The organism is Pseudarthrobacter sp. J47, assembly GCF_049810315.1.
In the GTDB taxonomy this organism is placed as follows: Bacteria; Actinomycetota; Actinomycetes; order Actinomycetales; family Micrococcaceae; genus Arthrobacter.
Map to the genome: position 1 here is coordinate 2,981,732 of NZ_CP187358.1, position 18,160 is coordinate 2,999,891.

Sequence of the window (18,160 nt, forward strand, 5' to 3'; positions counted from 1 at the left end):
GACGTTTTTGTTTGATCGATCGCCGCCTCCAAGACCCAAAAGGGCGTGGCAGGGCAGACAACCAACAAACAACACTACCCTGTGGGACTGCAAAAGTTAAATCGGCAATACTAACGTACCGGGCCCGGATAGGCACGTGCCCCGTCCAGGATTGCCAGGCGTACGACGTCGGCTGCCGCACTCTGCAGGGTAATGAGGCTGATCTGCCGGGCAGCTTCGTCGCTGCGGTCAAGTGCCACTTCTCCCGTTGCGAGGCAGAAAACGGTATCGCCGTCAGCCAGGGTGTGCGACGGGTTCAACGCCCGGGCAAGGCCGGCATGTGAAGCCGACGCCGTCCTGTAGCACTCGGCCGCATCCAGCACGGCGTCCGTAGCAACCACAACAAGGGTGGTGTTCAATCCCTGGTGATCGAGCTTGTCGAGATCCCCCTCCTCCCGGTGATCGAGCCTGTCGAGATCCACCGGCGCCCCCAGCGCATTCACAACCGCCAAAGCCCCAACCACAACCCCGTTCTCCAGGGTCAGCGAAGCAGTACCCACGCCGCCCCGGTATTGGCCCCTGGCTATGAGCGCTCCGGTTCCTGCACCAACAGGGCCGCGTTCGACGTCGTGACCCTCCTCCTGCGCCGCAGCGGCGGCGGTTGCCGCGTAGCCCATGTCCGCCGTCGGACGTGCACTGAAGTCACCACCCCGGCCAAGGTCGAAGATCGCGGCGGCAGGAACGATGGGCACCACACCCCCGGTCACCGGGAAACCGCGGCCGTTTTCCTCACACCACCGCTGGGCACCATGCGCGGTGGCCAGTCCGTACGCGCTCCCGCCGGTCAGGACAACGGCGTCGACGGTGGATACAAGCGTGGTGGGATTCAGCGCGTCGGTCTCGTGCGTTCCCGGGCCGCCGCCACGGACGTCCACCGAGCCGATAGTCCCGGGTCGCGGAAGCACAACCGTGACCCCGGTCAGCCAGCCGTCGCCTGTCCGCTGGACATGCCCCACCCTGATTCCCGGCACATCAGTGATTTGTCCCATTGACCCATTGTGCCCGGTGGGTGGTTGAACCGGTCGGATCTCGACAGGCTCGATCATCGGGGACTCAACCACCGGCGCTCGTTCGCGGCCTCAGCGGAAACATTTGGCTGCTCCCCTGCCAACGCCCAGTTAACAAGGTTCGAAACTTAGGCCAACAGTTTCCCGAACACCCCGGAACCGGGATTTTGATGGCCTGGCATGTGGTGGGCTGATCTCAGTTACGCCTGAAACCCACACAGCTACCCGCCGGATCACGGCGCATTTTCCCGATAGGGTCCCATGACCGACTATGCCGACACCATGCCTGCGCCTGCCCGGCAGAGCAGCCCCGAACCTGTTGCCGCAACGGGTTCCACAACAGCACCCAAGGTTCAGCCGCCTCGCAACCGCTGGTCAAAACGGTCACAGCGCGACTTTGTGGTCTTCCTTGCGCTGGCGCTGCCCAACCTGTTGCTGATCGGAGTCTTTACGTACGTTCCACTGGTCAACAACATCTACTACTCCACACTGAACTGGACCCTGGGCTCCGCTACCGCCACTGTTGTGGGGCTGGAAAACTACATCACGTTCTTCACCAGCGCGGACGCGGCCCGGGTCCTGGGCATCACCGGGGTCTTCACGGTAGCGACTGTCGGCGGGTCCATGGTCCTGGGCCTGCTGGTTGCCCTGGCCCTGAACTCCAAGGTGCGCGGGACCACCTTTGCCCGCTCGGCAGTGTTCGCCCCCTACGTTTTGTCAGGAGTCGGCGTCGGGCTTGTCTGGCTGTTTATCTTCGACCCAGGCTATGGCGTCCTGTCCTGGATCCTGCGCGGGCTGGGTATGGCCAGCCCACAGTGGATCAACAATCCGCAACTGTCCCTCACCATGGTGATCATCGTCTACGTCTGGAAAAACCTGGGCTATTGCGCAGTGGTGTTCCTGGCGGGGCTGCAGTCACTGCCCAGGGACGTGATGGAAGCGGCAGCACTGGACGGTGCCACGAACATCCGCCGGTTCCTCAGCATTTCACTGCCGCTGCTCTCCCCCACCACGTTCTTCCTGTTGATCACCACCATGCTCAGCTCGCTTCAGGCGTTCGACCTCATCCGCATCATGACGCCCCTGGGAACCGGCACCAGCACCCTGATTTACGAGTCCTACCTGCAGGCCTTCGGTGCCTACAACCGTGCCGGCTATTCGGCCGCGATCTCCGTGGTCCTGTTCGTCGTCCTGCTTGCGGTCACCGTGCTGCAGCTGCGCTTTGTGGAGAGGAAGGTGCACTACTCGTGAGCACCACTACACGTGCCGGGCTTTCCACAGTGTCCGACGACGGCGGCGCGCCCCTGCGCGTTTTCTCCCGTTCCAATCTGGTCCAGACCCTCGTGGGCGGCTATGTGCCGCTGATGATCGCGGTCCTCGTGGTGTTCCTGCCGCTGCTGTGGATGGTGCTCAGTTCCTTCAAACAGCCAAGCGAGATCATCACCCTTGACCTGAACGTCCTGCCGGAGAGCCTGAACCCTGCGAATTACCAGGCGGCCATGACCACTGTCCCGTTCGGCATGTTCTTTATGAACAGCGCCGTCGTCACAGTGGTGGGTTCCGCTATCAAGGTGCTGCTGGCCATTCTGACTGCCTATGCACTGGTCTTCGTGCGCTTCCCGTTCAAGAACGCCATTTTCGTGCTGATCCTGGTAGCGCTGATGGTCCCGCCGCAGGTCTCCATTCTGCCCAACTACATCCTGATCGCAGGCTTAGGCGGCAAGAACACGTTGTGGGGCATCATCCTTCCCGGGCTTGGCACCGCCTTCGGAACGTTCCTCCTGCGCCAACACTTCCTGACCCTTCCGGGCTCCCTGCTCGAGGCGGCAGAGATCGACGGCGCCGGGCACTGGCGGCGTCTGTGGCAGGTCGTGGCGCCCGTATCGCTGCCGTCCATCGCCACCGTTGCCCTGGTCACCGTGGTCAGCGAATGGAACGAGTACATCTGGCCGCTCATCATCACGGACAAGCCGGAAAGCATGACCCTCCCGGTAGGCCTCACGCTGTTGCAGAACTCCGAGAGCAACGCCGAAGGCTGGGGCATCATGATGGCCGGCGCGGTCCTGGTGATCCTGCCGGTGCTGGTCATCTTCGCCATGCTTCAGCGCTACATCGTGGCGGGGCTGACCCAGGGCAGCGTCACCGGCTGATGTCGCTCCGGTGCCCGCCGGCCACCATCCTGCACTCCCCCGCCGTCGAATCTCCACACCATTGCTTCTCCACCAACCGCATCCGCATCAATCGAAAGGCACCACCATGGCTTTGAATCTTGACCGAAGGCTGTTTCTCTCCCTTGCAGCAGCCGGAGCGGGCACAGCTGCGCTGACCGCGTGCGGCGGACCCGCAACAGGAGGCACCAGCGGCACCGCCGAAGCCGCAGCCCTGGACTTCAGCGGCATCAAGCCGGCGGCGTCTATCGATTTCTGGTCCAACCACCCGGGCAAATCCCAGGAGGTGGAGAAGGCAACCATCGCCAAGTTCGAGGCCAAGTACCCGGACATCAAGGTGAACCTGGTGACGGCAGGTGCCAACTACGAGGAGATTGCCCAGAAGTTCCAAACCGCCCAGGCCGCCAAGTCAGGCCTGCCGGCGCTCGTGGTCCTCTCGGACGTCTGGTGGTTCCGCTACTACCTGAACGAAAGCATCATCCCGCTGGACTCCCTGGTGAAGCAGCTGGACATCCAACTGGATGACTTCCGCACCTCGCTGGTGGAGGACTACCAGTACGACGGCAAGCAGTGGGCACTCCCCTACGGCCGCTCCACCCCGCTGTTCTACTACAACAAGGACCACTTCGCTGCGGCCGGGCTCCCCGACCGTGCGCCGGCCACCTGGCAGGAATTCGCCGAGTGGGCTCCCAAGCTGAAGGCAGCTTCGGGCGCGCAGTTCGCATTTATGCACCCGGCGCTTGCCGGCTACGCGGGCTGGACCCTGCAGAACAACCTGTGGGGCGAGGGTGGGTCCTGGTCCAAGGACTGGAACATCACCTGTGATTCGGACGCCTCGGTAGCGGCACTCCAGGCCGCACAGGACTCGGTGTACAAGGACGCCTGGGCAGGCGTTTCCTCGAAGGAATCTGCCGACGACTTCGCGGCCGGCCTGGCCTCGGCGACGTTGTCGTCCACCGGGTCCCTGATCGGCATCCTCAAGGCGGCAACGTTCAACGTGGGCGTTGGCTTCCTGCCCGGTGGAACCAAGGAAACCACCGGTGTCTGCCCCACGGGCGGCGCCGGCTTGGGCATCCCCAGCGGCGTAAGCCCGGAGGAGCAGCTCGCAGCGGCCATGTTCCTACAGTTCGTCACTGAACCGGAGAACACCGCTGCATTCTCGGCAGCAACCGGCTATATGCCCACCCGGGTCTCCGCGGACATGACTTCAGTGCTCGCCAAAACGCCACAGATCAAGATCGCCATGGACCAGCTCGAAGTAACCCGTGTGCAGGACAACGCCCGCGCGTTCCTGCCCGGAGCGGACCAGGAGATGGCCAAGGCGGCCGCGAAGATCCTGACCCAGGAGGCCGACGTCAAGGCCACCATGACGGAGCTCAAGGCAACGCTTGAAGGCATCTACGCCAAGGACGTCAAGCCCAAGCTGAAGGCATAGCCCGACCCCCGGTGGTTGAGCCTGTCCCCGGTGGTTGAGCTTGGGGCCACGGCCGCAGGGTTCCCTGGCCGAGCTTGCGAGGTTAGGGGGCGGTTGGGGAGCGAAACCCCGGTGGTTGAGCGCGTCGAAACCCCGGTGGTTGAGCTAGTCGAAACCCCGGTGGTTGAGCTAGTCGAAACCCGATCTCGACAAGCTCGATCACCGGGCGCTCGATCACCGGGCGGCTGCCTGCTCCTTACGGGATGGGGACGGGCGTGACGCCGAGCGGGACCAGCCGCGACGCACCGCCGTCGGGCGCAGAAAGTACCCAGATACCGGCCTCATGGACGGCCACGGAATGCTCCCACTGGCAGGAACGTGAACCGTCAGTGGTGACCACCGTCCAGTCGTCGTCCAGCACGGCGGTCTCGATGCTGCCCCGGACCAGCATGGGCTCGATGGCCAGGCACAGGCCCGGCCGGATCTTCGGTCCGCGGTGGCTGGTGCGGTAGTTCAGCACGTCTGGAGCCATGTGCATCTCGGAGCCGATGCCGTGCCCGACGTAATCCTCCAGGATGCCAAGCTTCTTGCCGGGCACAGAGGACACGTAGTCATCGATCGCGGCGCCGATGTCCCCCACGAACTTGCCCTTGGCCAGGGCGGCGATACCGTGCCACATGGCCTGTTCGGTGACGTCGGAGAGCCGCTGGTCATCAGGGTCGGCGGTTCCCACAATGACGGTCCGGGCAGAATCGGAGTGCCAGCCGTTGACGATTGCGCCGCCGTCGATGGAAATGATGTCCCCGTCCTCGAGCTGGCGACCGCCGGGGATGCCGTGCACCACCTCGTCGTTGACGGAGGTGCAGATGGTGGCCGGGAAGCCGTGGTAGCCCAGGAAGTTGGACTTGGCGCCCGACTCGCTCAGGACGGCCGCGAAGACATCGTCCAGGTGCTTGGTGGTCACACCGGGCACGGCAGCAGCCACAGCGGCATCGAGAGCGCGGCTGAGGACCAGTCCGGCCTCATGCATGGTGCGCATCTGCTGGTTGTTCTTGTATTCAATGCGGGGCTGGCCAAATGCCATGGTGCTTCCTTTCAATGACTAAGGCTCCTCCCGGATTCCGGGAGGAGCCTTGTCAGTCCTACGCCAAATTTAGGCGGTCTGGGCCTCTTTGATGGCCTGCATAACGCGGTCGGTGACTTCGTCGATGCCGCCGATGCCATCAACGCGGGTCAGGATGCCGCGTTCGGCATACTTGGCCACAACGGCTTCGGTCTGCTCGTGGTAGAGATCCAGCCGGTGACGAATGACGGCTTCATTGTCATCGCTGCGGCCCGTTTCCTTGGCGCGGCCCAGAAGGCGGGTCACGAGTTCCTCGTCGTCAGCAGTGAGCTGCAGGACAACGTCCAGGGAGTCCTGGCTTTCGGCAAGGATGCCGTCAAGGTAATCAACCTGGGCAGTGGTGCGCGGGTAGCCGTCCAGCAGGAAGCCGTCTTCGACGTCGGCTTCGTTCAGGCGGTCACGGACCATCTTGTTGGTGACGCTGTCCGGAACGAAATCGCCGGCGTCCATGTACTTCTTGGCCTCAATGCCCAGCGGGGTTTCGCCCTTGACGTTGGCACGGAAAATATCGCCCGTGGAGATCGCCACGACGCCGAGGCGTTCGGAGATCCGTTCGGCCTGGGTTCCCTTACCGGAACCGGGAGGTCCAATAATCAACATTTTGGTCATCGCAATAGCCCTTCGTAATGACGCTGCTGAAGCTGAGCGTCAATCTGCTTTACCGTTTCCAAGCCAACACCCACCATGATCAGGATCGAGGTGCCTCCGAACGGGAAGTTCTGGTTGGCATTGATCAGCACGAGTGCCACAAGCGGAATCAACGCCACGAAGCCCAGGTAAAGGGCGCCGGGGAGGGTGATCCTGGCAAGCACGTACTGGAGGTAGTCCGCCGTCGGCTTGCCCGCACGGATACCGGGAATGAAGCCGCCGTACTTCTTCATGTTGTTCGAGACTTCTTCAGGGTTGAAGGTGATCGCGACGTAGAAGTAGGTGAAGAAAACGATCATGGCGAAGTACAGCGCCATGTAGATCGGCTGGTCGCCAAGGACCAGGTTGTTGCTGATCCATTCAACCCAGCCCGGAATCGGGTCACCGTTGGTGGGGGTGTTGAACTGTGCGATCAGGCCCGGCAGGTACAGCATCGAGGAGGCAAAGATGACGGGCACGACGCCGGCCATGTTCACCTTGATCGGGATGTACGTGCTGGTGCCGCCAACCGTCCGCCGCCCCACCATGCGCTTGGCGTACTGGACCGGGATACGGCGCTGGGACTGCTCCACGAAGACCACCAGTGCAACGGTGACCAGGCCGATCACCAGGACCATAAAGAAGGTGCCCGGACCCTGCGAGGACCAGATGGCGCCGAGGGAAGTGGGGAAGGATGCTGCGATCGAGGTGAAGATCAACAGGGACATGCCGTTGCCGACGCCCTTTTCCGTCACAAGCTCACCCATCCACATGATCAGGCCGGTGCCGGCCGTCAGGGTGATGATGATCAGGATGGTGGTGATGATGCTGGTATCAGGGATGATCGGCAGCGCACAACCCGGAAGCAGCTGGCCGGAGCGGGCCAGTGACACAAGGGTTGTGGCGTTCAGGAGGCCCAGGGCGATGGTCAGGTACCGCGTGTACTGAGTCAGCTTTGACTGTCCCGCGGCACCTTCCTCATAGAGCTCCTGGAAGCGGGGAATGACCACCCGCAGCAGCTGGACGATGATGCTGGCCGTGATGTACGGCATGATTCCCAGGGCGAAGACCGAGACCTGCAGCAGCGCGCCGCCGCTGAACAGGTTGACCAGCTGGTACAGCCCACCGGCTGTCTGACCTGCCTGCAAACATTGCTGGACATTCTGGTAGTCCACGCCCGGCGAGGGGATAAACGCACCCAAGCGGAAGATCGTGATAATTCCCAGCGTGAACAACAACTTGCGTCGCAGATCAGGCGTGCGAAAGGCCCGGCCAAATGCGCTAAGCAAGCGTCCTCCTGAGTTTTTAAGAGAGTGGGGTGATGTGGGTATCAAAGAATCCCAGAAACCGAGTCTAACGGGTCCATACGGGATGCGAACAATCGTAGGGCACCATAGCCCGGGTGTGGGTTAAGAAAAACTCCCGGTGTACAGGGCCGAAGCCCCGTACACCGGGAGTTTGCAACGTGCAAAAGCAACGCCGTTCTGCAGGTTTCCCTAGAGAGCGGTGGTGGTTCCGCCTGCTGCTGCAATCTTTTCGACCGCGCTGGCCGAGAATGCGTCAACCGTGACGTTCACCTTGACGGTGATGTCGCCGGTGCCCAGCACCTTGACGGGCTGGTTCTTGCGAACTGCACCCTTTGCAACCAGGCTCTCCACGGTGACGTCGCCGCCTTCCGGGAACAGCTCGTTGAGCTTGTCCAGGTTTACAACCTGGAACTCAACCCGGAACGGGTTCTTGAAGCCGCGCAGCTTCGGCAGGCGCATGTGCAGCGGCAGCTGGCCGCCGGCAAAGCCAGCCTTGATCTGGTAGCGGGCCTTCGTACCCTTGGTACCGCGACCAGCGGTCTTACCCTTGGAACCTTCACCACGACCAACACGGGTCTTGGCGGTCTTGGCACCCGGGGCGGGACGCAGGTGGTGAACCTTCAGTGCGTTCTGCTTCTCAGCAGCGGCGCCCTGTGCCTTTTCGGCGGTGTTCTTCTCTGCCATTTACTTCGCCTCCTCTACCTTTACCAGGTGCGGAACCGTGTTGAGCATGCCAACGGTCACGGCATCGGCGGTACGGACCACAGTGTGGCCGATCCGCTTCAGGCCGAGGGACCGCAGGGTTTCGCGCTGGTTCAGCTTGCCGCCAATGGCGGACTTGATCTGAGTGATCTCCAACTGTGCGTCGGAGGGAATCAGGTTCTTAGCCATGAGCTAGGCACCTACCTTCTGGTTCATCAGTGCCTTAACCAGAGCCGGAGGAGCGATCTCGTCCAGCGGCAGGCCACGGCGTGCTGCCACGGCTGCCGGCTCTTCGAGGCGCTTCAGGGCATCAACGGTCGCGTGAACGATGTTGATGGCGTTGGAAGAACCGAGCGACTTGGACAGGATGTCGTGGATGCCCACGCATTCCAGTACCGCACGCACGGGACCGCCGGCGATAACACCGGTACCGGCGGAAGCCGGACGCAGCATTACGACGCCTGCAGCAGCTTCACCCTGCACGCGGTGCGGGATGGTGCTGCCAACGCGGGGAACGCGGAAGAAGGACTTCTTGGCCTCTTCAACGCCCTTCGCGATTGCGGCGGGAACTTCCTTGGCCTTGCCGTAGCCGACGCCGACCATACCGTTACCGTCACCAACGACGACCAGTGCGGTGAAGCTGAAGCGACGACCACCCTTGACGACCTTGGAAACGCGGTTGATGGTAACAACGCGCTCTACGAACTGGCTCTTCTCGGCTTCGCGACCGCCGTCGCGGCCACCACGGCCACCACGGCCGCCGTCGCGTCCACCACGTTCGCCGCCACGCTCGCCACCACGACGGGCGCCGCCACGGCGATCGTCGGCAGCAGCTGCGGGGGCAGTAGCTTCAGCGGCTTCAGGGGCCTTCTGATCTGCAGACACAGTGTCCTTTTCCTTGTTTGCTTCCGTCACAGCGACAGCCCACCTTCACGTGCACCGTCAGCGACGGCGGCGATCCGGCCGTGGTACTTGTTGCCACCACGGTCGAAGACTACGGCTTCAACACCGGCAGCCTTCGCACGCTCGGCAACCAGTTCACCAACGCGCTTGGCCTTGGCGGTCTTGTCGCCGTCGAATGCACGCAGGTCCGCTTCCAGGGTGGAAGCGCTCGCTACGGTCTGGCCAATGGTGTCATCGACAACCTGGACAAATACGTGGCGGGCCGAACGGTTTACAACCAGACGGGGGCGTGCAGGCGTACCGGAGATGCGCTTGCGGATACGAAGCTGGCGACGGCTGCGACCAGCAGCCTTGCTCTTGTTCGTACGCTTCTTGTTAATTGCGATGGCCATGGTTACTTACCAGCCTTTCCGACCTTGCGGCGGATGACTTCGCCGGCGTAGCGAATGCCCTTGCCCTTGTACGGGTCAGGCTTACGCAGCTTGCGAATATTGGCAGCAACCTCGCCGACCTGCTGCTTGTTGATACCTGCAACAGAGAGCTTGGTCGGGGACTCAACTGCAAAGGTGATGCCGTCCGGGGCGGTGACGCTGACCGGGTGGCTGTAGCCGAGAGCGAACTCAAGGTCTGATCCCTTGGCCTGAACGCGGTAACCGGTACCAACGATTTCAAGCTTCTTCTCGTAGCCCTTGGTTACGCCCTCGATCATGTTGGAGATCAGGGTGCGGGTCAGGCCGTGGAGTGAACGGGAGGCGCGCTCGTCGTTCGGGCGGGCGACAGTCAGGGTTTCTGCTTCCAGAGTGACCTCGATCGGGCTGGCCACAGTGTGGTTCAGCTCGCCCTTGGCACCCTTGACGCTGACGACAGAGCCGTCAACCTTGACCTCAACGCCGGCAGGAACGGTGATGGGGAGACGTCCAATACGTGACATTATTCTCTTCCTTTCCCGTTACCAGACGTAGGCGAGGACTTCGCCGCCCACGCCCTTCTTGCCGGCTTGCTTGTCAGTCAACAGGCCGGAAGAGGTGGACAGGATTGCGATACCCAGGCCACCCAGCACGTGCGGCAGGTTGGTGGACTTCGCGTAAACGCGCAGACCCGGCTTGGAGATGCGGCGGACGCCAGCGATGGAACGCTCGCGGTTCGGACCAAACTTCAGGTCGAGAGTCAGCTTCTTGCCAACCTCGGCGTCTTCTTCCTTCCAGCCGGCGATGAAGCCTTCTGCTTTCAGGATGTCAGCAACGCGTGCCTTGAGCTTGCTGTACGGCATGGACACGGAATCGTGGTATGCCGAGTTTGCATTGCGCAGACGCGTAAGCATGTCTGCGACTGGATCAGTCATTGTCATGTGGGCTCTTGCCCTTCCTCATAACGGTTTCCGCGGGCTGGCTTCTGCAGGAATCCTGCGTGGAGCCGGTCCGCCGGACCTTTTACGTAGTTGATTAGTCTTCGGCCTTGAACGGGAAACCAAGCGCCTTAAGCAGCGCGCGGCCTTCGTCATCGGTCTTGGCAGTGGTAACAACCGTGATGTCCATACCGCGGACGCGGTCGATGGAATCCTGGTCGATTTCGTGGAACATAACCTGCTCGGTCAGACCGAAGGTGTAGTTGCCGTTACCGTCGAACTGGCGGCTGCTGAGGCCGCGGAAGTCGCGGATACGCGGCAGAGCCAGGGTGACCAGGCGGTCCAGGAATTCCCACATGCGGTCGCCACGCAGGGTAGCGTGTGCACCGATGGGCATGCCTTCGCGCAGCTTGAACTGTGCGATCGACTTGCGGGCCTTGGTTACCTGCGGCTTCTGGCCGGTGATCAGGGTGAGGTCGCGGACAGCGCCCTCGATCAGCTTGGAGTCCTTAGCGGCATCTCCAACACCCATGTTCACAACGACCTTCACCAGGCGGGGAACCTGGTTGACGTTTTCGTACTTGAACTCTTCGCGGAGGGTGTCCTTGATGGAGTCTGCGTACTTGGTCTTCAGACGAGGAACAATCTTCGCTGCCGGAGTCTCGAGAGTCTCAGTCATTAGATGTCCTTCCCTGAGCTCTTGGCCACGCGGATACGCACTTCACGCTTCACGCCATTGCGCTCAACGGTGTCGATGCGGAAACCTACGCGGGTGGGCTTCTTGGTGGACGGGTCTACCAGAGCCACGTTGGAGATGTGGATCGGAGCTTCGACAACTTCGATGCCACCGGTCTTGGTGCCGCGCTGCGACTGACCGACCTTGGTGTGCTTGGTGACGCGGTTGATGCCCTCTACCAACACACGGTTGGTGTCCGGGAATACACGCAGGACCTTGCCCTGCTTGCCGCGGTCGCCGCCGCGCTCAGCCTTGGCGCCAGTGATGACCTGAACGAGGTCACCCTTCTTGATCTTAGCCATGGACTAAAGCACCTCCGGAGCCAGAGAAACGATCTTCATGAACTTCTTGTCACGAAGTTCACGACCAACCGGTCCGAAGATACGGGTACCGCGGGGGTCACCGTCAGCCTTCAGGATCACAGCTGCGTTCTCGTCAAACTTGATGTAGGAACCATCCGCACGGCGGCGTTCCTTCTTGGTACGGACGATGACAGCCTTGACGACGTCGCCCTTCTTTACGTTGCCGCCCGGGATTGCATCCTTGACGGTGGCGACGATAACGTCACCGATGCCTGCGTAGCGACGGCCAGATCCACCGAGAACGCGAATGGTAAGGATTTCCTTAGCACCCGTGTTGTCGGCGACCTTGAGTCGCGACTCCTGCTGAATCACTATTTACTCCTTGCGTCGCGCCGGTTCTCAGACCGAAAATCTTCCTACGGAATGAGCCTTGCGGAACGGTTGATCGGGGTGTCTCTTGACCTGCCTGGATTTTGCCAGACCAGGCCTAAACGCCCGTGCCAAAAACATGTGCACCCCAGCCTGGATCCGTACGGATCGGGGGGCAAGGGGGCATTATGCCGTGGCACGATTGTTTACGAGGTTGATGACGGCGCACAGAAGGCGCCATACAAACTCAATATCCTAGCACAGTTGAGCCGGTCCCCCATACCACACCAGGATCTCGACAGGCTCGATCACCGGGGGGTTGAGCACCCGGTGATTGCCTTTAACGCGGAAACCCCCGCACCCTGACGGGAACGGGGGTTTCGCTGAAAAGACCTACTTGGCCTTTTCGAGGATCTCTACCAGACGCCACCGCTTGGTAGCGGACAGCGGGCGGGTCTCGGCGAGGAGAACGAGGTCGCCGATGCCGGCGGTGTTCTCTTCGTCGTGAGCCTTGATCTTGGTGTTGCGGCGGATGACCTTGCCGTAAAGGGCGTGCTTTACGCGGTCTTCAACCTGGACAACGATGGTCTTTTCCATCTTGTCCGAGACCACGTAACCGCGCTTCGTCTTACGGTAACCGCGCTCAACAGCCTCGGCTGCTGCGGAAACAGTTTCCGTCACGTTCTCGTCCTTTTCACTCACTTGGCATCCTCCTCGGTTTCAACCGTTTCAGCCGGCTCGGCCTTCTTGGTTGCAGCCTTCTTGGACTTCTTTTCTTCCTTGGCTTCCACAACCGGTGCGGCAACCTCGGCACGAATGCCCAGTTCGCGTTCGCGGAGAACGGTGTAGATACGTGCGATGTCCTTCTTTACCGCGCGCAGACGACCGTGGTTCTCCAGCTGACCGGTGGCTGACTGGAAACGCAGGTTGAACAGCTCTTCCTTGGACTTGCGGAGCTCCTCGACCAGACGCTCGTTATCGAAACCGTCCAGCTGTGCGGGAGCCAGATCCTTGGACCCTACTGCCATTTCTATTCACCACCTTCGCGACGCAGAATGCGTGCCTTCAACGGGAGCTTGTGGATTGCCAGGCGCAGGGCCTCGCGAGCTACCGATTCCTCGACGCCGGAGATCTCAAAGAGAACCCGGCCCGGCTTGACGTTCGCGACCCACCATTCCGGTGAACCCTTACCGGAACCCATGCGGGTTTCGGCGGGCTTCTTGGTCAGCGGACGGTCCGGGTAAATGTTGATCCAGACCTTGCCGCCACGCTTGATGTGGCGGGTCATCGCAATACGGGCAGACTCGATCTGACGGTTCGTGACGTATGCCGGGCTCAGGGCCTGGATGCCGTACTCACCGAAGGAGACCTTGGTGCCGCCCGTAGCAGCGCCGGAACGACCCGGGTGGTGCTGCTTACGGTGCTTGACTCGACGTGGGATAAGCATTTAAGCCTGTCCTCCTTCTACAGCCGCCGGCGCAGCGGCTGCCTCAGCTGCCGGAGCCTCGGCAGCCGGAGCTGCCTCTGCTGCCGGACGGTCGTTGCGACGACGACGGTCACCGCGGTCAGCGCCGCCCGGGCGGCCCGGACGATCGCTGGGTCCACGGCCACGGGACGGAGCAGAAGCGGCCTGCTGGGCCAGCTGCTTCGCCGTGACGTCACCCTTGTAGATCCAGACCTTCACGCCGATGCGGCCGAAGGTGGTCTTGGCTTCGTAGAAGCCGTAGTCGATGTTCGCGCGGAGGGTGTGCAGGGGCACACGGCCTTCGCGGTAGAACTCCGAGCGGGACATTTCAGCGCCACCCAGTCGACCGGAGCAGGCGATACGGATGCCCTTGGCACCTGCACGCTGTGCGGACTGCATGGCCTTCTTCATCGCACGGCGGAAAGCCACGCGGGAAGTGAGCTGCTCAGCAACGCCCTGGGCAACAAGCTGTGCTTCCATCTCGGGGTTCTTGACCTCGAGGATGTTCAGCTGGACCTGCTTGCCGGTGAGCTTTTCGAGCTCGCCGCGGATGCGGTCTGCTTCTGCTCCACGGCGGCCGATGACGATACCCGGGCGTGCCGTGTGGATGTCCACGCGGACACGGTCACGGGTGCGCTCGATTTCGACCTTGGCGATACCGGCGCGCTCCATGCCCGTGGACATGAGCTGGCGGATACGGATGTCTTCGCGAACGAAGTCCTTGTACCGCTGACCGGACTTGGTGCTGTCAGCGAACCAGTGCGATACGTGATCGGTGGTAATGCCGAGTCGGAACCCGTGCGGGTTTACTTTCTGTCCCACTTAGCGAGCCTCCTCTTTCTCCGGGGTAGCGACTACCACGGTGATGTGGCTGGTGCGCTTCTTGATCTGAAATGCACGACCCTGGGCACGCGGCTGGAACCGCTTCATGGTCGGGCCTTCATCAACAAACGCTTCGCTGATGATGAGGTCACCTTCGTCAAACGCCACGCCGTCGCGGTCCGCGAGGACCCGGGCGTTGGAGATTGCCGACTGAACTACCTTGAATACCGGCTCCGAAGCTGCCTGGGGGGCAAACTTCAGAATTGCCAGAGCCTCATTCGCTTGCAATCCACGAACAAGGTTGACGACGCGCCGGGCCTTCATAGGCGTTACGCGGATGTGACGCGCAATTGCCTTGGCTTCCATTGCTTTCCTTCTCTCGTCTTTGACGTAAGTGCAGGCGCCTAGCGGCGCTTGCCCTTACGGTCGTCCTTGACATGGCCGCGGAATGTCCGCGTGGGAGCGAATTCGCCGAGCTTGTGCCCGACCATCGACTCAGTGACAAACACCGGGATGTGCTTGCGTCCGTCGTGTACGGCGATCGTGTGCCCGAGCATGTCGGGGATGATCATCGAACGGCGGGACCAGGTCTTAATGACGTTCTTGGTGCCCTTATCGTTTTCCCGTGCGACCTTTACAAAGAGGTGCTGGTCAACGAAAGGACCTTTTTTCAGGCTGCGTGGCATGTGTCCAGGCTCCTATCGCTTGTTCTTGCCAGTACGACGGCGACGCACAATAAGCTTGTCGCTCTCTTTGTTGGGACGGCGGGTGCGGCCTTCGCGCTTACCGTTGGGGTTGACGGGGTTACGTCCACCGGACGTCTTGCCCTCGCCACCACCGTGCGGGTGGTCGACCGGGTTCATGGCTACACCACGGACCGTCGGACGGACACCCTTCCAGCGCATACGGCCGGCCTTGCCCCAGTTGATGTTCGACTGCTCGGCGTTGCCGACCTCGCCGACGGTTGCGCGGCAGCGCACGTCAACGTTGCGGATTTCGCCGGAGGGCAGACGCAGCTGGGCGAAACGGCCTTCCTTGGCGACGAGCTGAACAGAAGCACCTGCGGAGCGGGCCATCTTGGCGCCGCCACCCGGACGCAGCTCAACAGCGTGGATAACAGTACCCACGGGGATGTTGCGCAGCGGCAGGTTGTTGCCCGGCTTGATGTCGGCATTGGCGCCGGCTTCAACGAAGTCGCCCTGGGAGAGCTTGTTCGGGGCGATGATGTAACGCTTGGTGCCATCAACGTAGTGCAGGAGGGCGATGCGAGCCGTGCGGTTCGGATCGTACTCGATTTCGGCAACGCGGGCGTTGACGCCGTCCTTGTCGTGGCGACGGAAGTCGATCAGACGGTACTGGCGCTTGTGTCCACCACCCTTGTGACGGGTCGTGATCTTACCGGAGTTGTTACGGCCACCCTTTTTCGGGAGGGGACGTACCAACGACTTTTCCGGCGTCGACCGCGTGATTTCAGTGAAGTCCGCTACGCTCGAGCCACGACGGCCCGGTGTAGTCGGCTTGTATTTACGGATTCCCATAATTTATTTCCTCGTTAAAGTGGTCTCCGCTACGCGAGCGGACCGCCGAAGATGTCGATAGTGCCTTCTTTGAGGGAGACAATCGCACGCTTGGTGCTCTTGCGCTGGCCCCATCCGAATTTGGTCCGCTTGCGCTTACCGGCACGGTTGATGGTGTTGATCGATTCGACCTTGACGGAGAAAATCTTCTCCACGGCCAGCTTGATCTCGGTCTTGTTCGAGCGGGGGTCCACCAGGAAGGTGTACTTGCCCTCATCGATCAGGCCGTAGCTCTTTTCCGAAACGACGGGTGCAAGCACGACGTCGCGAGGATCTTTGATGGTGGCTGCACTCACTTGGCATCCTCCTCAGTGTTTGCTGCCTTTGCGGCAACGAATGCCTCGTAAGCAGCCTTGGTGAAGACGACGTCATCGGACACGAGTACGTCGTAGGTGTTCAGCTGATCTACGTACAGAACGTGAACGGACTCGAGGTTGCGCACGGACAGTGCGGCAACATCGTTGGAGCGCTCGATGACGACCAGCAGGTTCTTGCGCTCGGAAACGCCGCGCAGGGTAGCCAGTGCTTCCTTGGAGGACGGCTTGGTGCCGGCAACCAGGTCAGCAACAACGTGGATACGGCCGTTACGGGCACGGTCAGAGAGTGCGCCGCGCAGTGCAGCAGCAATCATCTTCTTGGGGGTCCGCTGGCTGTAGTCACGGGGAGTCGGGCCGTGGACGATGCCACCACCGGTCATGTGAGGAGCACGGATTGAACCCTGACGGGCGCGGCCGGTGCCCTTCTGCTTGAACGGCTTGCGGCCTGCACCGGAAACTTCAGCGCGGGTCTTGGTCTTGTGGGTACCCTGGCGAGCAGCAGCGAGCTGTGCAACGACGACCTGGTGCAGCAGCGGCACGTTGGTCTGTACGTCGAAGATCTCTGCAGGCAGGTCAACCTTGACAGTGTTAGCCATTGAACTAGGCTCCCTTCACGGCAGTGCGTACGAGGACGACCTGGCCGCGGGCGCCGGGAACGGCACCCTTGATAAGGAGCAGCGACTTCTCGACGTCAACCGCGTGAACCGTGAGGTTCATGGTGGTGTGACGAACGGCGCCCATGCGGCCGGCCATTTTCATGCCCTTGAAGACGCGGCTCGGGGTGGATGCGCCACCGATGGAACCGGGCTTACGGTGGTTCTTGTGGGCACCGTGGGAAGCTCCAACGCCGTGGAAGCCGTGACGCTTCATAACACCGGCGAAGCCCTTACCCTTTGAGGTGCCAATGACGTCGATCTTCTGTCCGGCTTCGAAGACCTCAACGGAGAGCTCCTGGCCAAGCGCGTACTCTGCAGCATCTGCGGTACGGATCTCGACGACGTGACGGCGAGGCGTGACGCCTGCCTTTTCAAAGTGACCAGCCAGCGGCTTGGTGACCTTGCGGGGATCGATCTGGCCGTAGCCGATCTGAACAGCGACGTAGCCATCTACCTCTGCGTTGCGCAGCTGGGTGATGACGTTCGAATCTGCCTGGACCACAGTGACGGGGATGAGCTTGTTGTTCTCGTCCCAGACCTGGGTCATGCCGAGCTTCGTGCCCAGCAGGCCCTTTACGTTACGGGTTGCGGTCATAGTCTCTCAGCACCTCCCTACAGCTTGATTTCGATGTTCACGTCGGCCGGCAGGTCGAGACGCATGAGCGAGTCGACGGCCTTGGGCGTGGGATCGATGATGTCGATAAGACGCTTGTGCGTGCGCATTTCAAAGTGCTCGCGGCTGTCCTTGTACTTGTGCGGAGAGCGGATAACGCAGTACACGTTCTTCTCCGTCGGAAGCGGCACGGGGCCAACTACCGTTGCGCCTGCGCGCGTGACCGTCTCAACGATCTTCCGCGCTGAAACATCAATGACCTCGTGGTCATATGACTTCAGCCGGATGCGGATTTTTTGTCCCGCCATGTCGCCTGACTCTCTTTCAGTCTTTGCTTCCCTTGAATAGGGCTGCCCTGTTTACTTGCATGTTGCATGTGGCTGCCGAAGCATTTGAAGTCTGGACTACCACCCGCCGCACAAGCTGAATCCGGACTGTTCCGGGTTCCTCAACCTGCCGGCGTAACCGACCCCCGCGGTCGGGCGTGTCGCGATTTTCACGCATACAAATCCGCATTCCAAGGGGTTTGGGTTATGTTTGGTCTTCAACCTGGACCCTGGCACCCGGCATTATCCGGATCGGGACGCGAAGAAGCGCTTGAACAACTCATCTAGTATGCCGGATATTATCGGCAGAAGCTAATCCCGTGGTACGGGACGTGCAGGAGG

Annotated in this window: 27 protein-coding genes; 3 read left to right on the forward strand and 24 right to left on the reverse strand. The window is 61.5% G+C overall.

Annotation, left to right across the window (positions count from 1 at the left end; all coding sequences use genetic code 11):
* Positions 1 to 110: 110 nt before the first annotated feature.
* Positions 111 to 1,028, reverse strand: a complete 918-nt coding sequence (locus ACPJW8_RS13625) for a P1 family peptidase (protein WP_330187449.1) — start codon at positions 1,026 to 1,028, stop codon at positions 111 to 113.
* Positions 1,029 to 1,307: 279 nt separating this feature from the next.
* Between ACPJW8_RS13625 and ACPJW8_RS13630 the strand changes: the two genes are divergently transcribed.
* The 3 genes from ACPJW8_RS13630 to ACPJW8_RS13640 all read left to right on the forward strand — a co-directional run bounded on the left by ACPJW8_RS13630 (position 1,308) and on the right by ACPJW8_RS13640 (position 4,649).
* Entirely contained in the window at positions 1,308 to 2,297 is a 990-nt protein-coding gene (locus ACPJW8_RS13630) for a sugar ABC transporter permease (RefSeq protein WP_330187448.1), read from the forward strand.
* Positions 2,298 to 2,326: 29 nt separating this feature from the next.
* A complete protein-coding gene (locus ACPJW8_RS13635; protein ID WP_330187491.1) occupies positions 2,327 to 3,196 on the forward strand; it encodes a carbohydrate ABC transporter permease in 870 nt (289 codons plus the stop codon).
* Positions 3,197 to 3,302: 106 nt separating this feature from the next.
* On the forward strand, positions 3,303 to 4,649 hold the full coding sequence (locus ACPJW8_RS13640) for an ABC transporter substrate-binding protein (RefSeq protein WP_330187447.1): 1,347 nt from the start codon (positions 3,303 to 3,305) through the stop codon (positions 4,647 to 4,649).
* Between the two features lie 235 nt (positions 4,650 to 4,884).
* On the opposite strand, the gene map is transcribed toward ACPJW8_RS13640, so the two are convergent.
* From map to rpsJ, 23 genes are all read right to left on the reverse strand, one after another.
* Positions 4,885 to 5,712 carry a type I methionyl aminopeptidase gene (map, locus tag ACPJW8_RS13645; protein ID WP_330187446.1) on the reverse strand — a complete coding sequence of 276 codons (828 nt, stop codon included), beginning with the start codon at positions 5,710 to 5,712 and terminating at the stop codon, positions 4,885 to 4,887.
* 69 nt (positions 5,713 to 5,781) lie between these two features.
* Positions 5,782 to 6,351, reverse strand: a complete 570-nt coding sequence (locus tag ACPJW8_RS13650; RefSeq protein WP_330187490.1) for an adenylate kinase — start codon at positions 6,349 to 6,351, stop codon at positions 5,782 to 5,784.
* Positions 6,352 to 6,356: 5 nt separating this feature from the next.
* Positions 6,357 to 7,667, reverse strand: a complete 1,311-nt coding sequence (gene secY, locus ACPJW8_RS13655; RefSeq protein ID WP_330187445.1) for a preprotein translocase subunit SecY — start codon at positions 7,665 to 7,667, stop codon at positions 6,357 to 6,359.
* 207 nt (positions 7,668 to 7,874) lie between these two features.
* Positions 7,875 to 8,369, reverse strand: coding sequence for a 50S ribosomal protein L15 (gene rplO / locus ACPJW8_RS13660; RefSeq protein WP_330187444.1), 495 nt, complete (start codon positions 8,367 to 8,369; stop codon positions 7,875 to 7,877).
* Entirely contained in the window at positions 8,370 to 8,576 is a 207-nt protein-coding gene (gene rpmD, locus ACPJW8_RS13665; RefSeq protein ID WP_330187443.1) for a 50S ribosomal protein L30, read from the reverse strand.
* A gap of 3 nt (positions 8,577 to 8,579) precedes the next feature.
* Positions 8,580 to 9,302, reverse strand: coding sequence for a 30S ribosomal protein S5 (rpsE, locus tag ACPJW8_RS13670; protein WP_425256349.1), 723 nt, complete (start codon positions 9,300 to 9,302; stop codon positions 8,580 to 8,582).
* Positions 9,299 to 9,682, reverse strand: a complete 384-nt coding sequence (gene rplR / locus ACPJW8_RS13675; RefSeq protein WP_330187441.1) for a 50S ribosomal protein L18 — start codon at positions 9,680 to 9,682, stop codon at positions 9,299 to 9,301. Before rplR ends, rpsE begins: the two co-directional genes overlap by 4 nt.
* 2 nt (positions 9,683 to 9,684) lie before the next feature.
* Entirely contained in the window at positions 9,685 to 10,221 is a 537-nt protein-coding gene (rplF, locus tag ACPJW8_RS13680) for a 50S ribosomal protein L6 (protein ID WP_330187440.1), read from the reverse strand.
* A gap of 18 nt (positions 10,222 to 10,239) precedes the next feature.
* The gene (gene rpsH, locus ACPJW8_RS13685; RefSeq protein WP_015937843.1) at positions 10,240 to 10,638 is read right to left on the reverse strand and encodes a 30S ribosomal protein S8; all 399 of its coding nucleotides are present in this window, start codon (positions 10,636 to 10,638) and stop codon (positions 10,240 to 10,242) included.
* 94 nt (positions 10,639 to 10,732) lie between these two features.
* Complete coding sequence (gene rplE / locus ACPJW8_RS13690; RefSeq protein WP_330187439.1) at positions 10,733 to 11,314, reverse strand: 50S ribosomal protein L5; 582 nt, start codon at positions 11,312 to 11,314, stop codon at positions 10,733 to 10,735.
* A complete protein-coding gene (gene rplX, locus ACPJW8_RS13695; protein WP_330187438.1) occupies positions 11,314 to 11,673 on the reverse strand; it encodes a 50S ribosomal protein L24 in 360 nt (119 codons plus the stop codon). The genes rplE and rplX overlap by 1 nt, the downstream gene beginning before the upstream one ends.
* Positions 11,674 to 11,676: 3 nt before the next feature.
* Complete coding sequence (rplN, locus tag ACPJW8_RS13700) at positions 11,677 to 12,045, reverse strand: 50S ribosomal protein L14 (protein WP_024366126.1); 369 nt, start codon at positions 12,043 to 12,045, stop codon at positions 11,677 to 11,679.
* A 390-nt stretch (positions 12,046 to 12,435) separates the two neighbouring features.
* A complete protein-coding gene (rpsQ, locus tag ACPJW8_RS13705) occupies positions 12,436 to 12,744 on the reverse strand; it encodes a 30S ribosomal protein S17 (protein WP_330187437.1) in 309 nt (102 codons plus the stop codon).
* The gene (gene rpmC, locus ACPJW8_RS13710) at positions 12,741 to 13,070 is read right to left on the reverse strand and encodes a 50S ribosomal protein L29 (RefSeq protein WP_330187436.1); all 330 of its coding nucleotides are present in this window, start codon (positions 13,068 to 13,070) and stop codon (positions 12,741 to 12,743) included. Before rpmC ends, rpsQ begins: the two co-directional genes overlap by 4 nt.
* Positions 13,071 to 13,072: 2 nt before the next feature.
* The gene (gene rplP / locus ACPJW8_RS13715; protein ID WP_013601829.1) at positions 13,073 to 13,489 is read right to left on the reverse strand and encodes a 50S ribosomal protein L16; all 417 of its coding nucleotides are present in this window, start codon (positions 13,487 to 13,489) and stop codon (positions 13,073 to 13,075) included.
* Entirely contained in the window at positions 13,490 to 14,329 is an 840-nt protein-coding gene (rpsC, locus tag ACPJW8_RS13720; protein WP_330187435.1) for a 30S ribosomal protein S3, read from the reverse strand. It abuts the gene before it with no gap.
* Positions 14,330 to 14,695 (reverse strand): 50S ribosomal protein L22, encoded by a 366-nt coding sequence (gene rplV, locus ACPJW8_RS13725; RefSeq protein WP_009358304.1) that lies wholly within the window; start codon positions 14,693 to 14,695, stop codon positions 14,330 to 14,332.
* A 38-nt stretch (positions 14,696 to 14,733) separates the two neighbouring features.
* Entirely contained in the window at positions 14,734 to 15,015 is a 282-nt protein-coding gene (gene rpsS / locus ACPJW8_RS13730) for a 30S ribosomal protein S19 (protein ID WP_011775591.1), read from the reverse strand.
* 12 nt (positions 15,016 to 15,027) lie between these two features.
* Positions 15,028 to 15,867, reverse strand: coding sequence for a 50S ribosomal protein L2 (gene rplB / locus ACPJW8_RS13735; RefSeq protein ID WP_330187434.1), 840 nt, complete (start codon positions 15,865 to 15,867; stop codon positions 15,028 to 15,030).
* Positions 15,868 to 15,896: 29 nt separating this feature from the next.
* Complete coding sequence (gene rplW / locus ACPJW8_RS13740; RefSeq protein ID WP_207615000.1) at positions 15,897 to 16,202, reverse strand: 50S ribosomal protein L23; 306 nt, start codon at positions 16,200 to 16,202, stop codon at positions 15,897 to 15,899.
* On the reverse strand, positions 16,199 to 16,819 hold the full coding sequence (gene rplD, locus ACPJW8_RS13745) for a 50S ribosomal protein L4 (RefSeq protein ID WP_330187433.1): 621 nt from the start codon (positions 16,817 to 16,819) through the stop codon (positions 16,199 to 16,201). Before rplD ends, rplW begins: the two co-directional genes overlap by 4 nt.
* 4 nt (positions 16,820 to 16,823) lie before the next feature.
* Positions 16,824 to 17,474: a 50S ribosomal protein L3 gene (gene rplC / locus ACPJW8_RS13750; protein ID WP_330187432.1), complete on the reverse strand. Its 651-nt coding sequence runs from the start codon at positions 17,472 to 17,474 to the stop codon at positions 16,824 to 16,826.
* A gap of 17 nt (positions 17,475 to 17,491) precedes the next feature.
* Positions 17,492 to 17,800, reverse strand: coding sequence for a 30S ribosomal protein S10 (rpsJ, locus tag ACPJW8_RS13755; protein ID WP_003803825.1), 309 nt, complete (start codon positions 17,798 to 17,800; stop codon positions 17,492 to 17,494).
* Positions 17,801 to 18,160 lie beyond the last annotated feature (360 nt).